This window comes from Rothia sp. P4278, assembly GCF_048512945.1.
Taxonomy (GTDB): domain Bacteria; phylum Actinomycetota; class Actinomycetes; order Actinomycetales; family Micrococcaceae; genus Rothia.
Map to the genome: position 1 here is coordinate 761,711 of NZ_JBLXXU010000001.1, position 22,615 is coordinate 784,325.

A 22,615-nucleotide genomic window follows, 5' to 3' on the forward strand; every position below is an offset into this window, starting at 1 on the left:
AGGTCTAAAAATTAAGGTTCAGGAGTGATATCCCCGGGAACATGGCAAAGAGTACAGTGAGGGGGAGGATAAGGAAAACAACTGGGGCCATCATGCCGATTTCTTTTTTCCCAGCTGTCTCCATGAGCTCCCGCTTGGCGTTATCGCGGACATCTTGAGCCTGGGCTCTCAGCACATCGGCAAGCGGCGTGCCTCTCTCGATAGCGACAACCAACCCATCTACAAAACGGGCAAGAGCGGCTACTGAGGTTCTTTGAGAAAAGTTTTGTAGTGCAGAGACTAGAGGCTCCCCCGTACGAGTCATGGCAAGAATCTCTTTAAACTCCTGGGCAAGTTCTCCGTTGGAACTCCTCACCACTCTTTCAAGTGATCCTAGTGCTGATTCACCGGCAGTAACGGAGAGGGCCATAAGTTCAGCAAGTGCTGGGAATTCGGCCAGCATCGCTTTTTCCCTTTTCTTAATTTGCTGACTTAGCCAGTAGTCCCGGCCAAGATAGCCACTCATTCCTGCCAAAGCAATAAGAATAAGACCGGGGATAAGTCCGATTTTCCCCTGTGCTGCCCCCAAGGCCACAAGACATGTGCCCATCATGAGAGCAGAAAGGCACCAAAGTACCTGCTGAACCCGGTATTCAGCGATAGTAAGGCCACCCCCGAGCTGATCTATTCGCTTTTCTAGACCGGCCAGGTCAAAGCTTGAGCTGCCGACAGCTTTATAGGCTTTCTCAACCCAAGGCCCCAGCAAGCTCATGCTTGCACCGTACAGCCCCTCAGGTAATGTCGCATAGGGTTCAGAGCCCCGGTTATTGCGTAGCTCGGCAGCCCGAAGTTGTGGCGCAATACGATCAGAAAAATCTTCAGTTCGGTGCCTAGTAACGCTTGAATACACAAGCCACATTCCGGTAGCGAGCAGCATAGCTAGAAGCAGTGCGGAGTTCATAGTAGAACCCTCTTTTCTTCAGGCAGAGCGCCAATCCTCATCATCAAGCGATAGGCAATAACTGTCAGAGCCAGGCCCCCACCCAGCACCGCAAAACCGGCAAAGCTGTTATAGATACGGATAGTGCTGGGCTGGGTTGCCATCAGACAAAGAATCACCCACGGAGCAACACAGGCTAGACGCGCCGCATTGATTGTCCACGATTGCCTAGCTTCAAGCTCAGAACGCGTCCTACTATTCTCACGTAAGAAGCTAGATAAAGTTCCAAGCAATCTACCCAGGTCGGTACCGCCCACCTCACGCGTTACTTTGAGTGCCTCGATAATATTGTCAGCTGTTGGGTCACTCAGCCGGTCTTTCAAACGGTTGAGAGCTGGCAGGAATTCACCACTTGCACGATAGTCAGAGGCAAAAGAAGCAAATGCTGGACGCAAAGGTTCTGGGCCTCGATACTGAAGCTGCATAAGGGCATCTGGTAGTGACATACCGGCGCGAATAGCGGACCGGAGATGATCCACAGCGTCGGGCCAGAGATCACGGAGCTGGGCCTGGCGCTTATTTGCCCGGTGCTTGACCATCATGCGAGGTGCAAAAAATCCCACAAGCCCTGCCAAGAGAGACAAGGGAATCAGTGAGGTGAGCGCAAAGATAAGAACAAGACCTAGAAATCCTGAACAGGTGGAGAGCGAGTAGAACATGCTCATCGTTACCTTTTCAAGATCAGCCTGCCGTAGGAGCTGCACGAGAGCTGGGATTGGACGAGGCTTTTTGGCTTTGGGCGGCAGGTCCCAAAACGACATATAGGTTAGCAAGCCGCCAAACCCAAGGCAGATACCGAGAAGAACACCCATCAGTCTGCCTCCTCAAAGTTAAGAAGCTGGTCAGGCACAAAACCCGCATAGTGGAACTTCTCGGGTGAAGGAACCTCAGAGGCCACGCATATCAGTCTGTCACCATCACGTTTGAACAGAGTAGTTGTTTCGATAACCCCGTTCTCAACACGGTTACCAATTGCGATAATTTCCCGGACCTGCCTTTTACCATGCAGGTCTCGGGTACAGTGAACAACGAGGTCAAAGCAGGATGCAACGGTCGGAACGACAAAGGAACTTGAGATGTTCTCCCCCGCAAGAAGAGGTAACGTACACATCTTGGTAATTGCATCGCGTGCTGAATTTGCGTGAATCGTGCACAGACCCGGTAGACCTGAGTTCAATGCTATGAGCATATCGAGTGATTCGGCTTCACGGACTTCACCAATAATCAGCCGGTCAGGTCGCATACGCAGTGCTTCCTTAACCAAACGTCTGAGCGGAATCTCCCCTTGGCCTTCGAGGTTTGGCTGGCGGCATTGCATATTCACAACATCGCGTAGCGGAATCTTTAGCTCAAAGATTTCCTCACAGGTAATAACGCGCTCGCGCATACCAATCGAAGCAGCCAGGCAGTTCAGCATGGTCGTTTTCCCAGACTGGGTAGCCCCAGAGACCAGGACATTAAGGCCGCTAGCAACTGCCGCATCGAGAAACTTAGCAGCGTCAGGGCTCAAAGACCCCAGCTTAACCAGGTCAGTCAATCTAGTCGCCCGGGCAATAAATTTCCGGATGTTGATAGACCAGTGTTTTCTGGTGACATCAGGAATAGCAACATGCAAACGGGAGCCATCTGGTAAAGAGCTATCAACAAACGGAGTGCTAAGGTCTAGGCGGCGCCCAGAAGTTTTAAGCATCCGCTCAACCAAAGCCCTAATCTGTTCTTCGCTGAGGATCAACCCGGTGAGCTCCGATTCGCCGGCACGGGCTACAAAGACCTCAGTTGGTGAGTTAATCCAAATCTCCTCAATGGACGGATCATCAAGATACTGCTGAATTTCACCAAAACCGCAGACACGGTCAAACAGGGTATTAACAAGCTGGTCAGTTCCTTCAATCCGGGGAACCAGCCCACGCACCATCTGTTGCTCATAAGACCGCAGCGCCTTGTAGATAAGCTCTTTCGCTTCATTCTGCTGGGCTAGCGGGTCGATATTGCTCTTGCGGATTAGCTCACGCACATCAGACTCAATCAGACGCTCGGCTTCTGTGAGACCCATGAGCCATCACCTGCGCTTCCTTGCAACTCGTTGCTACGTTCATCAACAAGATACAGTTGATTAGTGTAAACAACCAAAGCATTTCTCAGCTCACCTGTGGATAACCCGCATCAGGCACAGTCCTAGGAAAGCAATTAAAATTTGTAAGACGTAGCTGACTAGGTGATACTCGCGGTTCAGCTAGTCAGGCCTCCCGCCCGCGCCATCCCTTGTGTGTGACGTAATATTTTGGCACACAATATGTTACTCACTAGTAACAACACAGAAAGGTGCCCGCAGGACATAGATCCTGCGGGCACCTTTACCAGGGCAGTCGAGCTACTGGTTCTTGGCTCTCATGAACTCAATAGCCTGGTCAATCGGGCCGTCAAACTCCTTAGTACCGTGATCCAGCACGACACCGCGCTCACAAATCTTAGCCACCAAATCAAGGTCATGGCTGACAACCACCAGGGTCTTACCCTCGTCACTGAGCTCCTTAATCTTGGCAATACACTTCTTCTGGAAAGGCTCATCACCCACCGCAAGAATCTCATCAACCAAGAAAATCTCAGGGTCCGTATGCACAGCCACAGCAAAAGCTAGGCGCAGATACATACCCGAAGAATAGAACTTGACCTCGGTATCAATAAAGTCACCAATCTCTGAGAAGGCAACAATCTGATCGAATTTCTCTTCAATCTCTTCCTTACTCATGCCCAGGATAGCGGCGTTCAGGTAGACGTTATCTCGCCCGGTCAGATCCGGGTGGAAACCAGCACCTACCTCAATCAGGCCAGCAATACGTCCCCCAGCCAAGATGCTACCCTCATCAGGGTGCATCACCCCAGAGATTAGCTTGAGCAGAGTCGACTTACCCGAACCGTTATAGCCCAGCAAAGCTATGCGCTCACCCTCACGGACCTCCAGCGAAACCCCGTTGAGAGCATTAAACTTCTCGTTGAGGTCCCCTTTACGGCCCTTAATCAGCCAAATAAAGGCCTCCTTCATGGAGCGGGTATGCCTTAAGACAAAGCGCTTAACCAGCGAATCGACTCTAATCACAACGGGGGCGTCAGGAGCGACCGGTGGCAAATCAAATTTACTTACATCCACATGAATCAGAGCTCCTGAGCAAAGTTACCCTCAAGCTTGCGGAAAAGCGTATCGCCAATCCACAGGGTAACCAGTGAAATAAGAAGTGCTATAGGAACCCAGAAAGTCAGCAGGTGCGGGGGAATCTGGGAGGTTGGCAGTTGCGCGGCGTCAGCCGATAAGGTCGGCATCCAGAAGGCGTAATGGAACAGCTCCACCGCAACAGTGAGCGGGTTCATCAGGTAGACGTTTATGACCCAGGGATAGAGGCTATCTCGCACCATGGTCCAGGAGTAAAGCACCGGTGAGAACCAGGTTGCCACCATCAGGAGCATATCCACAATATTCTCTGAATCGCGGAAAAATACATTAGCGACACCGAAAATAAGGCCTAGCCCGGCTGAGAACAGCATGATGATAGCCATACCCACGAAAGCGGCGCCAATCTGCTTGATGTCAGGGCTCCACCCAGCGAAGAAACAGGCAGCTAGAAGGACCACGATCTGAGGCACAAAGTGAATCAGCGCTACCCAGACCGTCGAAACAGAAAAGAGTTCACGCGGAAGATAAATCTTCTTAATCAGAGCTCCGTTAACCACCATTGCCTTGGCACCGTTACTAAAGCCCTCCGAGAAGAAGTTGATAACAATCATGCCTGAGAACAGGTAGATAGCGTAGTTCTCCATGCCCCGCTCAAGCCCCAAGAAAAGGCCCATGGCAACATAGAAAACACCGAACTGTACACCCGGTTTGATATAGGACCACAGGATGCCGAGAACGGAGCCTCGGTAACGGACCTGAATTTCCTTATCAACCAGGAGTTTGAGCAGATAACGGTTATGGAAAACATCTCGTAGTCCCCTCCCGCGCCCGGGGGGCGATAGGGGAACAGTCTTTATATCACTCATCGGGTCAGCTCAGACTCCGTATGCTTCTCAAAGGTCTTAGCCCAGGCATCATAGGACGCTACCCGGTCAGCAGCTTCACGGTACTGTCGACTGAGCTCAGCCCAGCCGCTAAAGAGCTTGGCATGCAGTTTGGTTGCTCGGGCAAGATTCTCCCGGAGCTTCTTGGGGTCACGCTGATACCAGAACACACCGGTTCCTTCAGCATTGGTTACCAGCAAGGAGTCAAACTTAGAAACAGTCCACCAGCGGTTCTCTGAGTAGTTCAGCTGAATCTGCGGGTGTTTCTTAGCTAAATCATCAACCGGCTTGAAAAGCTGACGACCAACCGTGGAGATGGTCCAAGGGATCAGCTTCTGGTAACCCGGTGAGCTAAAGTTACGACGCCCCTTGAAGGGAGGCTTAGTGGTCTTGGGCTGAGGATAATCATCAAAATCCGACTTAAGTTGCGCGTCCCTGAACTCCTTGACCTTGCCACGGATAACAGGCAGACGTTCGCTCAGTGAGGGATGCAGATGCTCGGGTCCAGATAGCAGATCCTCAATGGCCATCAGGCGACCTTCCTCAGTGTAGTACTGCATGGAAAGAGCGTGCTTGACGTCCAAGAAGAGGGACTCACGCAAAACAGACCCGCCCTTTTCAAAAGGTGAATGAATCAGAGCGGTAATCAAACGGTTACGCTCGTGGAAATAAGCCTGCCAGCCGACAGAGTCGTCCTTATCCTGCCACGAAACATGCCAAAGGCCCGCACCGGGGAAGGATACGGTTGCGATACCAGCTGCTTTCGCACGAAGACCGTATTCGGCATCGTCCCACTTGAGGAAGAGGGGAAGCGACAGCCCAATCTGCTTAATAACATCGGTAGGAATGAGGCACATCCACCAACCGTTGTAGTCAACGTCTACGCGACGGTGCATCCAGTGGGTGCTACGCAGGTTGCTCTTGCCCAGATCATGTCCCAGGGACATGTCATCGTGCGGCTTGTCGTAGAAGGTTCGCCAGGGGTTAACAACCTCTCCGAAAGCGTGCAGAACAGAGCGGTCATACATATCAAACATATGACCACCCACAATGGTGGGATTCTTACAGTAGTCTGCAAACGTAATAAGTCGCAGGATAGATTCAGGCTCCACCACAACGTCATCATCGAGTAACATGACGTAATCGCTGCCATTGTTGACAGACTCAAACATGCCACGGGCAAATCCACCAGAACCACCCAGATTAGCCTGGTTGATGATGCGGAACTTACCGGACAGAGGCTTGACGACCTCTTCAAAGTCAGGGTGATCTGATACTTTTTCGGTGCCCTGATCCACAATCAAGATTTCCTGAACAGTCTCAAGAGCATCAAGGTTTTCGCCCAGTGAGCGAATGTTATCGATGCAGTACTGGACCTTGTTCATGGTCGTAATCTGAACGGTAGCTTTACCGCCGTTTTCTCCCAAACGAGGAGTAATAGCACCGCACCACTCAGCCTCAACAAGGGTGAGGTCTTCTGTGGTTGCGCTCAAATCAAACCAGTACCAGCCGCCGTCGCCAAAGGGGGCAAGCGACAGTTCAAACTCAGTCTTTTCAGGACCAGAGAGAACCTTAGCGTCAACACGTTGAATGACGCCTCGGGCGTTGGACTTGTAAACCACAACCATGCCTTGGCCGGAAGTTTCTAGGCGCAGAGTCACCGATTTGAGCGGTGTCCAACGGCGCCAGTAAGAAGCCGGGAAAGCATTGAAATAGGTACCGAATGAAACAGTCTTACCGGCGCCCAGATGGGTCGAACGACGGCTCAGCATATCCGGAGCAGAGCTTTGGGCAGAACCATAGTTTGCCCCTGTATTCTGATCCTGCCGTGCTGTAGCTTGAGCAATTGTTTTGCTGGCATCACCATCTAGGCGGGTGGGTAGCTGAACGCCGGTTGCGCCGCCACTATCGATGTAGAGCGGGATAACATCGGTTTGAACAGCCTCGGGTAGAATTACCCGTTGCAAAACACGCAACTGCGTAGGTGAAATTTGAGTAGTTGTCATCATCGTTTTATCTTAGGCGTCGATACCGCCAGAAACCAGTTTTTCACCCTTTTCAAAGTGGGGACGTAGCTTGTTGTCGAACATGGAGAGGGCTGCGCCGATTGCCATGTGCATATCGAGGTACTTGTAGGTACCCAGGCGTCCGCCAAAGAGGACGTTCTGCTCGCCGCCAGCTAGTTCACGGTAACGCAGAAGCATGTCGCGGTCAGCGTTGGTGTTAATCGGGTAGTAGGGTTCGTCGCCCTTTTCAGCGAAACGTGAGTATTCACGGTGGATGACGGTAGCTTCCTTGGTGTAATCACGCTCGGGGTGGAAGTGGCGGAATTCGTGGATACGGGTGTAGGGATGGGTTGCATCGGGGTAGTTCATTACAGAACAGCCCTGGAAGTCCTCAATATCGAGCACTTCTTCTTCGAGGTCAATAGTGCGCCAGGAGAGGTTGCCCTCTGCATAGTCAAAGTAGCAGTCGACCGGGCCGGTATAGATAACGGGTACTTGGCCGAGTACCTTAGAACGTGAGTATTCGTGGCCTTCTTCAAAGAAGTCAGTATTGAGGTGAACCTCAATATTGGGGTGAGCTGCCATGCGCTCGAGCCAGGCGGTGTAGCCGTCTACGGGCAGGCCCTCATACTTATCGTTGAAGTAACGGTTGTCGTAGTTATACCGCACCGGTAGACGGGAGATGATTGAGGCAGGAAGGTCAGCTGGGTCAGTCTGCCACTGTTTTGCAGTGTAGTGCTTGATGAATGCCTCGTAGAGGGGGCGACCAATCAGGGAGATGCCCTTATCGTTGAGGTTCTTGGGGTCAGTACCTGCTAGTTCGCCTGCCTGTTCCTGAATGAGTGCCTTAGCTTCTGCCGGCGAGTACGCTGCATTGAAGAACTGGTTGATAGTACCCAGGTTGATGGGCATGGGGTAGACGATACCTTTGTGGTTAGTGTAGACACGGTGGGTGTAGTTAGTGAATCCAGTAAATCGGTTGACGTATTCCCAGACGCGCTCGTTGGAGGTATGGAAGAGGTGGGCACCGTAGCGGTGAACCTCGATACCGGTACGTTCTTCGTTCTCGCTATAGGCGTTACCACCGATGTGGTGGCGACGGTCTAACAGGGCTACTTTAAGACCGAGTTCGGTTGCAGCTTGCTCTGCGATGGTCAGGCCGAAGAGACCCGAGCCTACGACTACAAGATCAGCGTTCACTTACATACTCCTTGTTAGGGGCTGCACTGTCTGGTGACAGTGGAACCGTGCTCTGCTACTACAGCGTAGAAGCGTACTGGTCGTACCAACCCGATTATTGGGTAAATACAGTCACTTACAAAATTACCGGATAGCGGTCTGTCTCGCTCACAAACAGGCTGGGAAGTCTGTGTGATTATTCCCCATTCTCACCGCATGGGGCTGTGAGACTGAGATGGCTGGCTCCGAAAAATTTTTTATGCAGCGGGGAGTCATAACAATTGATGCGGGTTGTTTCTCTGTTTTCTTTCCTTGTCATGCCACATAATCTGGTGTTTTATACGGAGCCATGGAGCTTTTATTACATGTTCAGCAACCTCAGGGAAACAGATACAGAGTTATCCGTTTGCACTGCGAGGGGAAGGTGACTGGCGAAGACTGCCGCAGAGGCCTTGCCTCCCTTTGGGGGAGCTCTCAACAAGCCACCTGGTTCATTGCGGGTAAAGATATACGTGACCTGATCCCTGGCCAGCCGCCCTTGATCAACCGAGCTGTACTGACAACAGCACCCCATGCAAATTTGAGCGAAGTTACCCCAGATGCTGAAGCTCCTCTATTTGAGCTTAGGGTTCTGCACGGCCCAGATTCACAAACAACCTTCCCTCTCACACGCGGGAAGTGGCCAGTAGGTCGCCAGGCTCCGCTCCTGAGAATCCAGGATCCTGCGCTCTCCCCTATCGAGGGATATTTTTTGGTTCAAAGTACCGGTATCGTCTACCGAGCCGATCACCTTGAGCAGAAAATAAACCCCGGAGAAGTATTTCAGCTAGGCTCCAGCATCTGTTCGATAGACCCCTGGGATAAGCAACCCGTATTATTCCGGGACCCGGAGGAAGTCGAGTTAGATGTTCCTGCCCCCCGTTCCAAACTAGCCTTGGTCCTCATGGCTGTTCTGCCCATCGGAATAGGTTGCCTCATTGCTTGGTTCACAAAACTCTGGTTTATTCTACTGATGGCCTGCGGCTCTTCGCTCCTCATGGGGATTCATGCCTTGTCACAGGGGAAAGAGAGCGGCAAGTTTCGCCGGCTAGTTGCCGAAGCGGTCACCAATGAGCAGGCAGCTATCCAAAAGTTTCGTGGCGTCAGGTACCTAGCCCAAGGCTCAGGTATCGCCCTGGGCAGAGGAACCAGGAAAGCACGTATTCAAGGAAAACACCGGGATATAGCGGCTGTTCCCCTCCTGTCGAGCACCCCCTGGCTATGTTCTGCACAACAGCTCAGTGATGTAGCGGGGTCGCTACCTACCGCAACCCAACGCTTGGCTCTATGTCAGCTGATCAAGACAGGCCTACCGATCTATGTTCTGATAAGAGGACAAGAAAACTCTGAGTATCTCCGCTTGGTTGAGCCCTTAGTTACCTTTGAACACGTCCAGCTCATCGATTCGGGTCAGCTGCCGGGGCTACAGAATGGTTTGCTTATCTGTTCGACTCCTGTTCCTGATACGTCTGACGGTCTTATGCAATTTGTTCTAACGCCCCAAGCTAGCACCCGAATCCTACAAGTGCCCGGCTGGGACAAGCTATTTTTGGACGGGATTTCTACTGAAACATATACCGCACTTCTCTCCCAATCCACTGGTAGAACTACTGCCTCACGGGCCCTCCAGACAGCTGACTCCGCAACCTCAGAGATACCTTTTTTTGCGCCCCCTGCCTGCCAAAGAAATCTGCCTGAGAGCTTTCCGACTCATGACCAAGATTTATCCATGTATGTTGGTCAAGACCTCGATACCCACCAAGATCTTGCGCTAGGCCTTACAAGACATGGGCCTCATTTTCTCTGCGCTGGTACGACGGGATCGGGTAAGTCTCAGTTACTCCGTACTATGCTCTGGTCCTTAGCCCTTGGCAATAGCCCACGACGGTTGTCTTTAGTCTTGATAGATTTTAAAGGCGGTGCCGGTCTTGGACCGCTCGCATATCTGCCCCACACCAGCCTTTTTATCTCAGATTTAGAAACAGCGGCTCTCCAGCGGTCCCTCAAGTACCTGAAAGCTGACCTCACAAAACGTGAGAAGCTTTTTCGTTCTCTTGGAGTGAGCTCATACGAGGACTACCAATCTTTACGGTTTGGGCAAAAGCAGTACCCAGAATTCCCGGAGGTCATTCTGTGTATTGATGAATTTCGAATGTTAGTGGACAGTTTTCCCGACATTATGAATGAAATAATGCGCATAGCCACCATCGGACGTTCCCTGGGTTATCACCTCATCTTGGCAACACAACGCCCTCAGGGCGCTATCTCACAGGACATCCGGACTAATATCTCAACGGTTCTTTGTCTCCGGGTGAATTCCAGTCAAGATTCTTACAACATTCTTGAGTCTGATGATGCTGCTACTTTGCCAGCCAGTAAGCCTGGCAGGGGCTTCATAAAAGATTCGGAAAGTAGGCTCATCGCCTTCCAAGCACCGTTGCTGACCGGATTTTACAGCCCTGACAGTAGAGCGCACTGCTCAGCAAGTTTTGTGCTGGAAGAAAATAAGGGGGCATACACAGGAGCCTGTCCCATATCAGACCAAAACTTGAGTCAGTTCAATGCACAACTAGAGCAGGTCTATGGCTCTTCTGCCTATACACCGGTGCTTCCCGAACTTACCCCGACCACACCACCAGAAACCGATCACCAAAACCTTTTTGGTGTTGACCTGGGAACTTTCGAGATACCAGAGAGCAGTTACCAAGGCCGGTTCTGGTGGTCCTCAGAAGACGGCCCTCTCCTGATGGTGGGCAACCCCATTGATCGGGCTGAACACCTGAAAAGCACCTTGATCCAGGCGGCGGATAGAGGATACGCCATCGTCTGTTGCACTGCTTCTGAGCAAGGTGCGCAAGAGCTGCGTACAGCCCTTGGCTCATCTGAGGCAATCAGTATCTATTCGCTTCAAGATTTAGAGTTTATTCGGTTCATCTTGGCCGATATGGCCCAAAATTTCCCGCACAGAACCCTGCTCGTTATTGACGGGTTAGATAGCTTTCTTGAGAGTCTTATTCGTTACCCGCTCTCTGAATCTCATCTCCTTGAGATTCTGCAGCAGGCAGCACATCACCAGATTTTGACCTTATGCACTTCCCTTGCTGTTCCTCGAGGAAAATGGCAAGCCCTCTTCCCCTACCTCGCTTTTACTCAATCTGCGGTAAAAAATGACCCTACCCGTTCCACCAGTAAAACATACAGCCTTCCAACCGCAGGGCAGTTTGCTCTTGAAGGGCCTCTTATTGAACAACACGGTGGTCCGAAGGTGGAAGCGGGGACGCTGTGCTGGTCACTGGCACCAAGTGGAAAGGAGAGGTTGGCTACTGTCGCTTTATCAACCGGGCTTTCCTCCCGCTGGAAACAGCTCCCAACTCTTTGCACTGTCGCGGATGTAAGTCTCAAAACCGATAAGCCCAGGAAGAGGCTCGCGATAGGTCTGGATCGTTGGGGAAAAGTCGCCACTCTACCAGAGACGCGAGGAGGTTTCATGACTATTAGCGGTCCTCGGGGATCAGGTAAGACAACCTGCCTCAAGGCCCTCGCTACGCTCAACCGTAGCTACCCCATGGTGTACATCCCCGCTGGACCAAGCATCAAGGTCGACATTCTTAGGGAGACCATCGATAGATTCGAGGACTCCAAGAGACACCCAGTACTGCTCATTGATGACATCGACAAGCTTAGCCACGATGTCCAGCATCTCGTACTCTCACGAAAGGAAGATTTTGAGCTGGTACTCGTGGCCTACACGCCCTGGCCCCGATGGAGTAGTTCGCCCATCCTATCTGCCCTTAATGGCACTGCCACAGGCATCGTTTTACAACCCGAAATCGCTACAGACCTTAGCTTCTACCCTGGACATGACCTGCCTCTTGACCTCAAAACGATGGGAAAGGTGCCACCGGGTAGAGCCGTTATTATTGAGTACTCAGACTGCTACCCAGTCCAAGTTGCGTTTACCGAGGGGTAACAGTCACATAATCAACGGTGGATTTTGCGCATACCGCAAGAATAACCACACCGCTCAAGATAGCCGCCCCAGCCCCGATGAGTAGCTGACCGCCCAGAGCGGTTTGTATTCCGATGATAAAGGCAAACAGTTGCCAGACCAGGACGAGAGGTTGCCCGAATCTACGCCCCTGTAGGAGAGCATATGCCCCTACTGCCAGCGCTAAGGTAACCATTAGGTAGAAAGCGGCGATAACTAGCGTGGTTCCCCTATCTGCTGAATCCATAATTCCTAGCCCAGTCCTAGCAAGAAAATAGATCACCTGTCCCAACGATATTGCAAGGGTAATTTTCACGCTCAAAGGTGCACCGTGAAGAAGCTGTTTCATGCTGTGAGACTTTCATGGCTGATCTGGTAAGTACTATTTCTATCTAGGATAGGCGGGCAGGAGTGTTTACCCTCACGCCGCAACACCAGTTCAGAGCTCTCTGTGAGATTTACCTCAGCTCATCACTGTTATTTTCGCCAACAACCTCTTGTCTGACGGTCTATATCGTGGGAAAGTTATTGAGGTTCACGTTTGGCTCCTTAACCTAAGGAGCCAAATTTATTGTTTAGTAGCTGGTGGTTCAACCAGCATATTCCGGTACACCCTGTAGGAGAGCATGCTAATGGATTGGCGAAGCCGTGCTGCTTGTCTCGAGAAAGATCCCGAACTCTTTTTCCCAGTAGGAAATACCGGGCCCGCTCTACTTCAGATTGAAGAAGCCAAGAACGTCTGTCGCAGCTGCACTGTCATGGATACATGCTTGCAGTGGGCTATCGAGACTGGCCAGGATTCTGGTGTCTGGGGCGGTATGAGTGAAGACGAACGACGTGCCATGAAACGTCGTGCCGCCCGGGCCCGCAGGGCATCCTAGCGGTTCTGGCACTCAAGAAAACCTATCAGGGGAAGCCTTTGACGGCTTCCCCTGAATTTTTTGGCCCGCTAGGAGATGAGAGCGGTGATAGTCACCTGTGTCCCTCCCTCAGGTAGGCGCGACCAGTGAATCGAACCGTTTAACTCACTAGATACCAGAGTCTTCACAATCTGTGTTCCCAGCCCCGTTGTGCTGGCCCCTTCTTCAAGTTCCCTAATCTTTGCGCCGCTGATACCTGCACCCGTATCTGCGACAGTTACAGTTAGCCGGTGCTCCTGGTTATCGCTGTAGTGATGCTGGCAGCGCAAAGTAACCGTTCCAGTTTCTCCAGCCAGCCCATGCTCGACGGCATTTGCTACTACTTCGTTGATAACCAAGGCAAGCGGAGTTGCGATCTGGCTCGGTAACCGCCCAAAGGGCCCTTTGACAAGTGTTTCTACCTGTTGTCCGGGGGATGCCAGCTCAGCGGCCAGCCGGAATTGACGACCAATGAGATCATCGAAGTCAACGTCTTGCGTAAGCCCCTGAGAGAGGGCTTCGTGTACGAGGGCAATAGTTGCCACGCGACGCATAGCCTGCTCCAGCCCCTCTTTGGCTTCTTGGCTGGTCATTCTACGAGCTTGGAGACGAAGCAATGCAGAGACGGTTTGGAGGTTATTTTTTACCCGATGATGTATCTCTCGAATAGTTGCATCCTTTGACATCATCTCTAGCTCACGGCTTCTTAGCTCGGTGACGTCTCGGCAGAGCAGAACCGCCCCATAACGTTCCTCTCCCAGCCGTGAAAAGCGCCGAAGGGGTATCGCCCTGAAACTGACATTTTTTCTGTGCGCTTTAATTTCAGCCCGCCAGGGCATTCGGCCGGTAAGAACCAGAGGCAAGGTTTCGTCTGCTTTTTCTCCTGCTGGTAAGAGCGAACGAGTAACCTCTAGAAGGCTTTTACCAATCATGTCGCCCGAGAATTGGAGTCTTTTGTATATCGAGAGGGCGTTAGGTGATGCGTAGCTTACCCTCCCGTCGGTATCAAGCATCATGAGCCCATCGCTGACTCGAGGGTTACCGTGTGCAGTACCGACCGGGGCTGAGAACTCCGGCCAGGCACCTCGCGACACCATCTGGAGTATATGGTGCGATACGTCACGATAGGCCCGCTCAGCTTTTTGGCGTTTGCGGGTACCCAGGCTTTCCCTGTGGACAGAGAGCAAAGCCACCGGGCGGTTATTTCTAATCAGTGGGATGAACTCAGTCTCAAGAACAATATCGGTCAGGTTGTTTTCATCGTTTAGCGTTTTGGGGGTCTGGCTATTCCAGCTCGCTATTGCCCGTTCACAAAGTGACTTGTGGAGGGACCTGCCTACCAGATCTGAATGAAAGACGGTATGCGTGGTGGATGGTCTGATTTGAGCGAGGCTAACAAAGCTTGCTTCAGATGGTAAAGACTGTGAGAGCGCGAAGAATCCTTCAATACTCTCAGGATCGGGGACCCACAGCATGAGGTCGCAGTAACCGGTATCAGCGATGATTTGCCACTCGTTTGTGAGCAGATGAAGCCACTCAATATCACCTGGCCCATAGGCACCACTCCGTTCAAGGGTTTCTGTCAATGACATGCTGTGTGGCCTCCTGGCTTGGGTCAAAGCCTACGAGCTGGAGCGCGAACGGCTTGGGAACCTAAAAGATAATCTCTTCTTTTCTACCACGTTCTGTGAGGAACCCCCATTTTCGTCAGGGGTAGGCCCTGGTTTAAGCCCCAGGCGTGCCCGTGTAATTGCTTGCAGGTTATGGAGCTCCTTGGCGAGCTGAGAAGTCGGGGCCACCTCAAGAATCGTTTTGCCGGAAAGACGGGCCTTATCGGCTGTGCCAGCATCCTCAGAAATCACAAGGTCGATAGGGTGTGCTGGCCCAAATCGCTGCCATGAATGGTCTAACGCTAGGCGCGCAGAAGGTCCTATGGCTTCTGAGCGAACACGGTTGAAGACAATAGAAATATCCTGAGGATTTTCTGGTTGAACAGTTTGGATGAGCTGGTCATAGGCCTTAATCAGTCGGGGTACACCCACAACATCTGCTAAGCCAACCAACACAATTCCGTCAGAGTCTTGAAGGCTTACTAGGCTTGCTTCGTTGCGTTGCGGAGCGATGGAATCGAATGAAAGCGCTTCGTCTTCTTCCAGGCAAAAGGCTGTATCGGCGATGACCAAGTCATACTTCTGCAAGAGGGTTTCGTAGACCTTGGCAAGGCTGGTTCTTCTAATTTCAGCCCACCGGTCTGCCCTGTTGATGCCGGTAACAATGTCGAAGTATGAATCTTTGTGGCGGACCGTTTGGACCAGTTCCTTGAGATGCCTTTCTTTAACGGGCCCTCTCTCTGCCTGGTGGCAAAGCTGAGCGAGACTGGAGTAGTCATCGGTGAGCCCTAATACTGCACCGGCTGAGGCACCGTAGGTATCGGCGTCCACAAGACAGGTCTTATAGCCAGCTTCTGCGTAGGCTGCTGCCAGATTTGTGGCAAGCATTGTTGTCCCTGGAGCACCGAGCGGGCCCCAAACGGTGAGAAGCTTCCCTGGCAGGCTCTCGCTACCCGCCTCTTCCCTTATCTGAGCCTGTGCCCCTGGTGCCTGGGTCAAGTCTCTGACTTGTTCAGGGGGGCAGTCAGCTTGTGGGGCCTCGGTTTCTTCCAGCAGGATTTTGACAGAACGCTCAATTGCTTCAACTATTTCTTGTGTATCTGCCAGAGAGTCAACGATAGTTACATTATCTAGGGAGGGCGGCGCATGAGTATCTGCAACAATGCACACTGATAGTTCCATCTGATGCAATGAGCTGATCAGGGACTGGGTCATCTCATGAGCCTGGGTAACGACTAAGACAGCGCGAGCTATTCCACTTTGTGCAATGCCCAGCATCTCGCCCATATCATGAACGTGTCGCACTACACTGACGTGGCCTCGCTGGGATTCGATGGCTGAGATAAACCTGCCGCCCTCATCCGCTACGACGATAATCGGAATCTGCATCATTGGCGGCCGCTTTCATAGGCCGAAGGAACCAGGTTAATGACAGAACCATCGTTTGAGGCTCCCAGCACCTGCGAGAGATATTCGTTATTGACCCATACTTCGACGGCAGAGCGACCGGTGCCTCCGATAATTGATTCTTGGGCTGTGACAGAATGAATCTCAGCCCCCTCGACAATAGGTTCCGGATCACCGAAAGAGTTTGAGCCTTCTTCTTTGCGGGATACCCAGATATCAACTCTGTCGCCTGCAGAAAAGCCAGATACAGCGTACTGATCGAGCAAAAGGGTCACGAGTCGCCGCCCCTCACTGACTTCAGAGGAGACGGCATTGGGCGAAAGGATTTCACCGGCTTTCAGAGGGCGTGTGGCGACAAGCCCCTCAGCCAAATCTTGCTCAGCTGAAATATATTGAGGTGCGGCATCGCCCAACCGAACTTGAACGACTTGCACGTTCTCCCTACTAATCCGGTCACCTATGCCCAAGTCTTTACTCACGGCATAGTAAGGTTCAGTCTGGTTGGTAGCACGGATAAGGCCTACTGTAGCTAGAATTGAAAGCACTATGATGAGCACACCAACAAGTAGCCGGGGATCTCTCAAGCCAGGTTTCTTAAAACGCGGAGCGGTCTGTTCATGAGCCATCTGGCCACCTCCGTCAGCTAGGTACGAAATCTATTGATGACAGTAGTTTTACTAATCAGAGGTATAAAACAAAGTTCAGAAGGGTTTTTACCTCAAAGTTACGCAGAAAATAAGATGTTTTCCACAGCCTTTGCTTTTCACCCCTAGATACCCCAAAATGCACTAAAATTTATCAAAGACATCATTCTGTTGGCACCTAGCGCAAAGGTTTCTCTTCCATGGCTCAGCAACGCTTTCTCACCCTGACCGATGTAGGCGAGATTCTCAACATCACCCCTAGTCAGACTCGCGCGCTGGTTCGCTCAGGGGAGCTTAAAGCAATTCAGATTGGTGGGCGAAACCAGTGGCGAGTTGAAAAATCAATGCTGGAAGAGTACATCAAGGAACGCTATGCCATGACGGAAGAGTCAATACGCTCCGGGCAACCGGCCCAGGAGGACCAGCTTCTCTAAAGCTTGCACTAAAGGGTTAGCTACCAGCAGCTACCCTCACCGCCGCAATTGATGTAAATGGAATAGTCCGCACAAACGAGACTTTCTTTCCTGATGCCTGAGCCCTTGTAGCAAAGAGCTCGCAGTAATCTGCCCCCACAGCTGAAATGTGCCCCTCCGTGGTCAGACCGGCAGATCCGTTGTGTATCACGATAACCTCACGATGCCCTTTAGCGAGAGCCCGCAAGGCTGAACCGATTGTTAGTTTTCGAGAAACAGATTCAGCCTCAACATAGGACTTATTATCGCCACCTTCCCACCAGACAATTTCCTGAGTGCGAATTATCAGATCACCTGTGTCGGTTGATAGCTGAATCCACCCCAATCCAAGCCCGATGAGTTGCCCTCGCCACGTATCTCCCGTGCCACCGTGCACAGACAGGGCAACCCCCAGCTGGGCAGCCAATCTATCTGCGCAGGTAACTTTTGAGCGCTCCATCATGCTCAGTTCACGCGCATCTGCCTCGTAGTCGCGCACTCTTTGTGCCTGTAGCTGCACTTCAAAGTCTCGGAATAAACGATCCAGGCTGTTCATGTACCGAGGATATCCCGAAGTCAGGTCATAACAGAAATATAGTGAAAAAATTTGCGAATACTCTTGCCTGAACATAAAACATCAGTAAGATAAATCATAATTCATCAAATGACATCAAATGACATGATTTGGGGTGTAGTGATGAGATCCTATGGTTTTCGCCATCTGCTGGCAGCGGCGGTACCTCTGCTCTCGATGACAGGGGCACTGACCGGTTCCTACCTGTTTTTCACATTTATAGAAGCGGCCGAGGTACCGGCAAAAGCAGTTACTGCAGAGACTTGGTCCCAGATATTCATGACCTTGATGAGCACTTTTGCCTGCGGCTTGATTGCTCTGTGGTGGTCTAGTAGCTATTTTCTCTACATTTACCGGCTCATACTTTTTAACTTGAGAATCAGCACTCGCGCCCCCTCCTTTCCTCGGTGGGCACCCTCAGCGCTTAAGGTACTCATCAGTGGCTCACTCAGCGTCAGCCTCATCGCTGGTCCCCAACAGGCGCAGGCTTTAACAGCCGATGACTCAAGCATCAGTGTTAGCCAAACCGCTGAAACCACACCAGCTATTATCTCCGCTGAAGGGCAGGACAATATTCCACCTATGCCAGAAGAATATGGGGAAGGCGCATACTCAGCATCTGAGCACGGCGCTCCTTCATCATCGATAACACCGCTGTTTGCCTCTTCAACACCCCCAAAGCCTGTGGCGGTTACCCTGGCCAGTAGTCACTCCAGGCAAACAATCTCACCGCTCTTCGGTGGATTGACATCGACCAGCCAGCAAACTGAGACCTCCCCACCAGAACAAAACGGCAAGGCAAATGCTGGCTCTAGCCACTACAGGGTCAAACCGGGTGACTCGCTATGGTCAATAGCAGAAAACCATATGCCAAAGACAGCAAGCGGAGCAGAAATTCTCCACTGCGTTCATGAGATACAAGGCCTCAACAGCAATCTGATTCCAACCCTTGACTCATATATCTTCCCAGGCCAAGAGATAATACTTCCCCGATAACCCTCAGCTAAGGAGTAAGACCATGAAAACAGCATTCCCAGATCGTGAACGACCCCAATTCATTGTGCTTGAGGCCAGCGATTACGCAAAAAATTATGCTCACTACTTTGAGAAAGGTAGAGCCGCTACACCCTCTCAAGACCTTCCCTACATCAGTGAAGAAGAATCAGCCGTTGAACGATTAGGCGTTCGCATCGGCACAGCCTGTGTTGAAGTGTTCATGGGCAGGCGTCCGCTACACCATCTTTCACCGTGGATGACAGCAGGATGCTACCGAACCATCTCTCAGAATCTTTCCAGAATACAGCCTGCAATAGCTCAAAAGCTTAAGGACTACCCTCCCATCGAACCCCACCGCGCTCCAGCTTTGATCCGCCCCCGGAGAGTTATCGTCCAGAAAGTATCTCCACAGGCTTACGAGATTAGCCTCCTGGTAACCGATGGCTGTCGCACAAGAGCAGTTGCACTCAGGGCGGAACGGAAACGTGGACAATGGAAGATTAGTACCCTGCTCATTGCCTAATATATTTCCCCTATAACAAAAGCCCTGGTACTCCTTGGAGTGCCAGGGCTTTTCAGTAGGCCTGAGTGTTAGTCGAGGTAGTCCCGCAAAACCTGTGAACGGGAGGGGTGGCGGAGCTTGGACATGGTCTTAGACTCAATCTGGCGGATACGCTCACGTGTCACACCATAGACCTTGCCAATCTCATCAAGGGTTTTGGGCTGCCCATCAGTCATGCCAAATCGCATAGCAACAACGCCAGCTTCGCGCTCTGACAGGGTATCAAGAACCGAGTGTAGCTGCTCTTGCAAGAGGGTAAAAGAAACAGCATCGGCGGGTACCACAGCTTCGGAATCCTCAATGAGGTCACCAAATTCCGAGTCTCCGTCTTCACCCAGAGGGGTGTGAAGCGAGATAGGCTCACGGCCGTATTTCTGGACCTCGATGACTTTCTCGGGGGTCATATCTAGCTCAGTTGCAAGCTCTTCGGGGCTGGGCTCACGGCCCAGGTCCTGAAGCATCTGACGCTGAACACGGGCGAGCTTATTGATGACCTCGACCATGTGTACAGGGATTCGGATAGTACGTGCCTGGTCAGCCATAGCGCGAGTAATAGCCTGACGAATCCACCAGGTTGCGTAAGTCGAGAATTTAAAGCCCTTAGAGTAGTCAAACTTCTCTACCGCACGAATCAGGCCCAAGTTACCTTCCTGGATGAGGTCCAAGAAGAGCATGCCACGCCCGGTGTAGCGCTTAGCCAGCGAAACAACGAGACGGAGGTTAGCCTCAAGAAGATGGTTCTTGGCACGACGTCCGTCGTGGATAACCCAGCGCAGTTCTTTCTTAAGCTGGGGGTCCATATCGGGGTTCTCTTTGAGCTTGTGCTCAGCGTAAAGACCAGCTTCAATACGCATGGCAAGATCAACTTCTTGCTCTGCATTGAGCAGAGCGACCTTACCGATCTGCTTAAGGTAGTCCTTGACCGGGTCAGCTGTAGCACCGGGTGTTACGACACGGATTGCCGGGGCATCGTCTTCGTCGTTGTTGGTCAGAACGAATCCGGACCCCTTAGCAGCAACTTCTTCCGCTACCTTTTTCTCTTCTTTAGTCACTGAATCGGTATCATCCTCGTCGTTCTCTTCGTCGAGGTCATCACCGAGGGCGACATCGTCAAGGGCAATATCATCATCCAAGACAAGGTCATCATCGTCAGCAGACTTCTTGCCCTTTTTTGTTGTTGCTTTTTTAGTTGCAGTTTTTTTGGGCTTTGCCGTGGTGGTAACAAGAACATCGTCCTCGTTATTTTCTACGGCCTCTGCTTGCTCATCAGCCTTTTTTGCCTTGGCGCGAGTAGAGGTTTTTTTAGCGGTGGCCTTGGTTGCAGCGGTGTCGCTGCTTGCTTTCTTGCGTGCGGCTGGTGACACAGAAAACCTTTCTGAGCTAGTTGACCGTAGCGAGTGTGATGCGGTGTTCGCGGTCAAAACACCTAAGACCCTGTCAAGTAGGTCCGGTAGATTTACAAAAATATCTCTAGCTTCAACAGAATGCCTTTGGATTTTATTCCAATATATTTTCTTGAATCATGCGGCCACACTACAAGCGGGGTCAATAGTCAAGTATGACATGTTTTAGCCCTACTAGCTAAGCGGCGCGATACTTACCAGCAGATTTCTTGTATTAGCGAACAGGGGGCGCTCCCCCAGGCTGGGTAAGCCACATAGGAATAGTGCTGCTGCCCAGCAGGCTCTTCAAAAGAAGCGGGGAAGACTCCAGGTATTTTTGATCTGCACTTTCAAGAAGGTAAGAGGCTTCTGTCGAGTTCCCCCGGAGCCATTTAACCCAGGCTTGGCTCGCAATCAGCATAGATTCACACTTATGGCAAGCGATATTTTCGAAAAGGGCGCACAGCCGCTCCAGAGCTTCTAGCCTGCACCAATGAGGGGGCCTTTCAAGGGATCCTGAAAGCACCCCGGCAAAATGGGCCCCTGCTTCGTTGCTGTCGGCAGGCTCACGCATGCCTTGAGCGCTGAGGGTAGGGCTTATTCTCTCAAGATCAAAGGCTGACAGAGTCTGCGCCGAGGGTAACAGCCTTCTGCTACTCTTGCCTGCATCATCAAGAAAGAATTGAATATATCCCTCCATCAGACCCAGTGCTGCGAGAGTGTGCGATAGATCTGTGCAGGCAAGGTAGACCAAGTAATGCAAGGTGGCTGAGTTCGTCAGCGAAGCTACAAGATAGCCGGCTGCATCAGGCGGAACCGTTGTTCGAATACGATCGCCTAAAGTGGAGGGAAGTAAATTGTTCTCTTTCTCTAAGCGGACAGAATCAGCGACAGTTCCAAGCAGGCTATCCCAGAGCATCAGCTCTGCTTCTGCTTGAAAAGGCTCCAGCGGGTTAAGGGTTTGCTTCATCTCGACATACCGCACAGCAGCAGCCTCTGCAGAGGCCAGCCACAGTTCTGTTGTGTGTGGATGCTGAGTATCTAACGGGTTCCATTTTTTGAGGCTAAAAGCTTCATGCGAGCTACTGGATACAAGGGATCCTCGTGAAACAAGTTCTGCATAGACCGGGCTAGAAAAGATATCGTTTGCCCACCCTACAGGCTCCAAGCCACCGGTTTCAGGGTTGACCGACCAGTAGACAGTTCGCCCCACCGCGATGACATCAAGCACCTCAAGATTATGCCTCGAGCCAGTGCTCTGAATGGGTTCAAGGTAGTAAATAGCTCGCTCAAATAATTCTTGATCACTCTCAGTTATCGGCCCAGCAGGCTGGGTTAAAGGAGTGCTTGGGCATGTGCTAAGCAAGCCCCCGAACATCAGAACAAAGATCCTCTGAAGGCGCTCGTTGAGAGCATTCAGCCTTGGAATAGAGCTGAAGAGAGTATCTAAATAGTCCTCCGCTGGCATTTCAAACGGGTCGGCCATATCGACCCTTATCAGCGGTCCGACCCCTGAGCTTTCTGCAACCATGAGAACCAGGGAGTCCTTAGGCCAATACCCTAGAAGGTGAACACAGGTTGCAACGACGTCTCTCTCAGTCCGAATACGAGAAGTTAAGGCTGAGGAACTGCTTATGTGAGAAAAACTGTTCATGCCCCCCAGTGTCAGTGTTATACATGGTACAGAAGAAGCCTCAAACAGTCTGTGGAAAAGCTCATCGAGGGTTTCCCCTGCACTGCCCCGATGTGCAAATAGAGAAGCCACAGAAAAAGAATGAACCAATGTCGCGCCTATGAAGAGCGTGGACATCGCAATCCACAGCTCGCACAGTACCTGGCATAAGT

Annotated in this window: 19 protein-coding genes; 5 read left to right on the forward strand and 14 right to left on the reverse strand. The window is 51.6% G+C overall.

The window, feature by feature from the left end:
- Positions 1-4: 4 nt before the first annotated feature.
- From ACN085_RS03460 to glf, 7 genes are all read right to left on the reverse strand, one after another.
- The gene (locus tag ACN085_RS03460; protein WP_419110610.1) at positions 5-940 is read right to left on the reverse strand and encodes a type II secretion system F family protein; all 936 of its coding nucleotides are present in this window, start codon (positions 938-940) and stop codon (positions 5-7) included.
- Positions 937-1,791, reverse strand: a complete 855-nt coding sequence (locus ACN085_RS03465) for a type II secretion system F family protein (protein ID WP_419110611.1) — start codon at positions 1,789-1,791, stop codon at positions 937-939. The genes ACN085_RS03460 and ACN085_RS03465 overlap by 4 nt, the downstream gene beginning before the upstream one ends.
- Entirely contained in the window at positions 1,791-3,032 is a 1,242-nt protein-coding gene (locus tag ACN085_RS03470; RefSeq protein WP_419110612.1) for a CpaF family protein, read from the reverse strand. Before ACN085_RS03470 ends, ACN085_RS03465 begins: the two co-directional genes overlap by 1 nt.
- 318 nt (positions 3,033-3,350) lie before the next feature.
- Complete coding sequence (locus tag ACN085_RS03475; protein WP_419110613.1) at positions 3,351-4,127, reverse strand: ABC transporter ATP-binding protein; 777 nt, start codon at positions 4,125-4,127, stop codon at positions 3,351-3,353.
- Between the two features lie 5 nt (positions 4,128-4,132).
- Entirely contained in the window at positions 4,133-5,014 is an 882-nt protein-coding gene (locus ACN085_RS03480; RefSeq protein ID WP_419110614.1) for an ABC transporter permease, read from the reverse strand.
- The gene (locus ACN085_RS03485; protein ID WP_419110615.1) at positions 5,011-7,041 is read right to left on the reverse strand and encodes a glycosyltransferase; all 2,031 of its coding nucleotides are present in this window, start codon (positions 7,039-7,041) and stop codon (positions 5,011-5,013) included. Before ACN085_RS03485 ends, ACN085_RS03480 begins: the two co-directional genes overlap by 4 nt.
- Before the next feature lie 9 nt (positions 7,042-7,050).
- Positions 7,051-8,238, reverse strand: a complete 1,188-nt coding sequence (glf, locus tag ACN085_RS03490; RefSeq protein WP_419110616.1) for a UDP-galactopyranose mutase — start codon at positions 8,236-8,238, stop codon at positions 7,051-7,053.
- A 730-nt stretch (positions 8,239-8,968) separates the two neighbouring features.
- On the opposite strand from glf, the gene ACN085_RS03495 reads away from it, so the two are divergent.
- Positions 8,969-12,226: an FtsK/SpoIIIE domain-containing protein gene (locus ACN085_RS03495; protein ID WP_419110617.1), complete on the forward strand. Its 3,258-nt coding sequence runs from the start codon at positions 8,969-8,971 to the stop codon at positions 12,224-12,226.
- On the opposite strand, the gene ACN085_RS03500 is transcribed toward ACN085_RS03495, so the two are convergent.
- Entirely contained in the window at positions 12,213-12,491 is a 279-nt protein-coding gene (locus tag ACN085_RS03500) for a hypothetical protein (RefSeq protein ID WP_419104279.1), read from the reverse strand. The genes ACN085_RS03495 and ACN085_RS03500 overlap by 14 nt on opposite strands.
- Before the next feature lie 385 nt (positions 12,492-12,876).
- On the opposite strand from ACN085_RS03500, the gene ACN085_RS03505 reads away from it, so the two are divergent.
- A complete protein-coding gene (locus ACN085_RS03505; RefSeq protein WP_135013289.1) occupies positions 12,877-13,125 on the forward strand; it encodes a WhiB family transcriptional regulator in 249 nt (82 codons plus the stop codon).
- Between the two features lie 68 nt (positions 13,126-13,193).
- On the opposite strand, the gene ACN085_RS03510 is transcribed toward ACN085_RS03505, so the two are convergent.
- The 3 genes from ACN085_RS03510 to ACN085_RS03520 are packed head-to-tail and all read right to left on the reverse strand — an operon-like array spanning position 13,194 to position 16,786.
- Complete coding sequence (locus ACN085_RS03510; RefSeq protein WP_419110618.1) at positions 13,194-14,735, reverse strand: sensor histidine kinase; 1,542 nt, start codon at positions 14,733-14,735, stop codon at positions 13,194-13,196.
- Positions 14,736-14,765: 30 nt separating this feature from the next.
- Positions 14,766-16,145, reverse strand: a complete 1,380-nt coding sequence (locus ACN085_RS03515) for an AAA family ATPase (protein WP_419110619.1) — start codon at positions 16,143-16,145, stop codon at positions 14,766-14,768.
- Positions 16,142-16,786, reverse strand: coding sequence for an SAF domain-containing protein (locus tag ACN085_RS03520; protein WP_419100103.1), 645 nt, complete (start codon positions 16,784-16,786; stop codon positions 16,142-16,144). The genes ACN085_RS03515 and ACN085_RS03520 overlap by 4 nt, the downstream gene beginning before the upstream one ends.
- A gap of 218 nt (positions 16,787-17,004) precedes the next feature.
- On the opposite strand from ACN085_RS03520, the gene ACN085_RS03525 reads away from it, so the two are divergent.
- Complete coding sequence (locus tag ACN085_RS03525) at positions 17,005-17,238, forward strand: helix-turn-helix domain-containing protein (RefSeq protein WP_419100102.1); 234 nt, start codon at positions 17,005-17,007, stop codon at positions 17,236-17,238.
- Positions 17,239-17,254: 16 nt separating this feature from the next.
- On the opposite strand, the gene ACN085_RS03530 is transcribed toward ACN085_RS03525, so the two are convergent.
- Positions 17,255-17,812: a hypothetical protein gene (locus ACN085_RS03530; RefSeq protein ID WP_419110620.1), complete on the reverse strand. Its 558-nt coding sequence runs from the start codon at positions 17,810-17,812 to the stop codon at positions 17,255-17,257.
- Between the two features lie 141 nt (positions 17,813-17,953).
- Here ACN085_RS03530 and ACN085_RS03535 point away from each other — a divergent pair, with 141 nt between their 5' ends.
- Together ACN085_RS03535 and ACN085_RS03540 are read left to right on the forward strand one after the other, a co-directional pair.
- Positions 17,954-18,826: a LysM peptidoglycan-binding domain-containing protein gene (locus ACN085_RS03535; RefSeq protein WP_419110621.1), complete on the forward strand. Its 873-nt coding sequence runs from the start codon at positions 17,954-17,956 to the stop codon at positions 18,824-18,826.
- A 22-nt stretch (positions 18,827-18,848) separates the two neighbouring features.
- Positions 18,849-19,349: an Rv3235 family protein gene (locus ACN085_RS03540; RefSeq protein ID WP_419100099.1), complete on the forward strand. Its 501-nt coding sequence runs from the start codon at positions 18,849-18,851 to the stop codon at positions 19,347-19,349.
- 68 nt (positions 19,350-19,417) lie between these two features.
- Here the strand turns inward: ACN085_RS03540 and ACN085_RS03545 are convergent, their stop codons facing one another.
- Together ACN085_RS03545 and ACN085_RS03550 are read right to left on the reverse strand one after the other, a co-directional pair.
- Positions 19,418-20,809, reverse strand: a complete 1,392-nt coding sequence (locus ACN085_RS03545) for an RNA polymerase sigma factor (RefSeq protein WP_419110622.1) — start codon at positions 20,807-20,809, stop codon at positions 19,418-19,420.
- A gap of 196 nt (positions 20,810-21,005) precedes the next feature.
- Positions 21,006-22,424, reverse strand: a complete 1,419-nt coding sequence (locus tag ACN085_RS03550) for a DUF4192 family protein (protein ID WP_419110623.1) — start codon at positions 22,422-22,424, stop codon at positions 21,006-21,008.
- Positions 22,425-22,615 lie beyond the last annotated feature (191 nt).

Excerpts from the sequence above, each read along its gene's own strand:
- ACN085_RS03530 (WP_419110620.1), bottom strand. The coding sequence starts at position 17,812 with ATGAACAGCCTGGATCGTTTATTCCGAGACTTTGAAGTGCAGCTACAG.
- ACN085_RS03485 (WP_419110615.1), bottom strand. The coding sequence starts at position 7,041 with ATGATGACAACTACTCAAATTTCACCTACGCAGTTGCGTGTTTTGCAA.
- ACN085_RS03550 (WP_419110623.1), bottom strand. The coding sequence starts at position 22,424 with ATGAACAGTTTTTCTCACATAAGCAGTTCCTCAGCCTTAACTTCTCGT.
- ACN085_RS03500 (WP_419104279.1), bottom strand. The coding sequence starts at position 12,491 with ATGGATTCAGCAGATAGGGGAACCACGCTAGTTATCGCCGCTTTCTAC.
- ACN085_RS03470 (WP_419110612.1), bottom strand. The coding sequence starts at position 3,032 with ATGGGTCTCACAGAAGCCGAGCGTCTGATTGAGTCTGATGTGCGTGAG.
- ACN085_RS03535 (WP_419110621.1), top strand. The coding sequence starts at position 17,954 with ATGAGATCCTATGGTTTTCGCCATCTGCTGGCAGCGGCGGTACCTCTG.
- ACN085_RS03460 (WP_419110610.1), bottom strand. The coding sequence starts at position 940 with ATGAACTCCGCACTGCTTCTAGCTATGCTGCTCGCTACCGGAATGTGG.
- ACN085_RS03480 (WP_419110614.1), bottom strand. The coding sequence starts at position 5,014 with ATGAGTGATATAAAGACTGTTCCCCTATCGCCCCCCGGGCGCGGGAGG.
- ACN085_RS03465 (WP_419110611.1), bottom strand. The coding sequence starts at position 1,791 with ATGGGTGTTCTTCTCGGTATCTGCCTTGGGTTTGGCGGCTTGCTAACC.
- ACN085_RS03525 (WP_419100102.1), top strand. The coding sequence starts at position 17,005 with ATGGCTCAGCAACGCTTTCTCACCCTGACCGATGTAGGCGAGATTCTC.
- ACN085_RS03540 (WP_419100099.1), top strand. The coding sequence starts at position 18,849 with ATGAAAACAGCATTCCCAGATCGTGAACGACCCCAATTCATTGTGCTT.
- ACN085_RS03515 (WP_419110619.1), bottom strand. The coding sequence starts at position 16,145 with ATGATGCAGATTCCGATTATCGTCGTAGCGGATGAGGGCGGCAGGTTT.
- ACN085_RS03520 (WP_419100103.1), bottom strand. The coding sequence starts at position 16,786 with ATGGCTCATGAACAGACCGCTCCGCGTTTTAAGAAACCTGGCTTGAGA.
- ACN085_RS03510 (WP_419110618.1), bottom strand. The coding sequence starts at position 14,735 with ATGTCATTGACAGAAACCCTTGAACGGAGTGGTGCCTATGGGCCAGGT.
- ACN085_RS03505 (WP_135013289.1), top strand. The coding sequence starts at position 12,877 with ATGGATTGGCGAAGCCGTGCTGCTTGTCTCGAGAAAGATCCCGAACTC.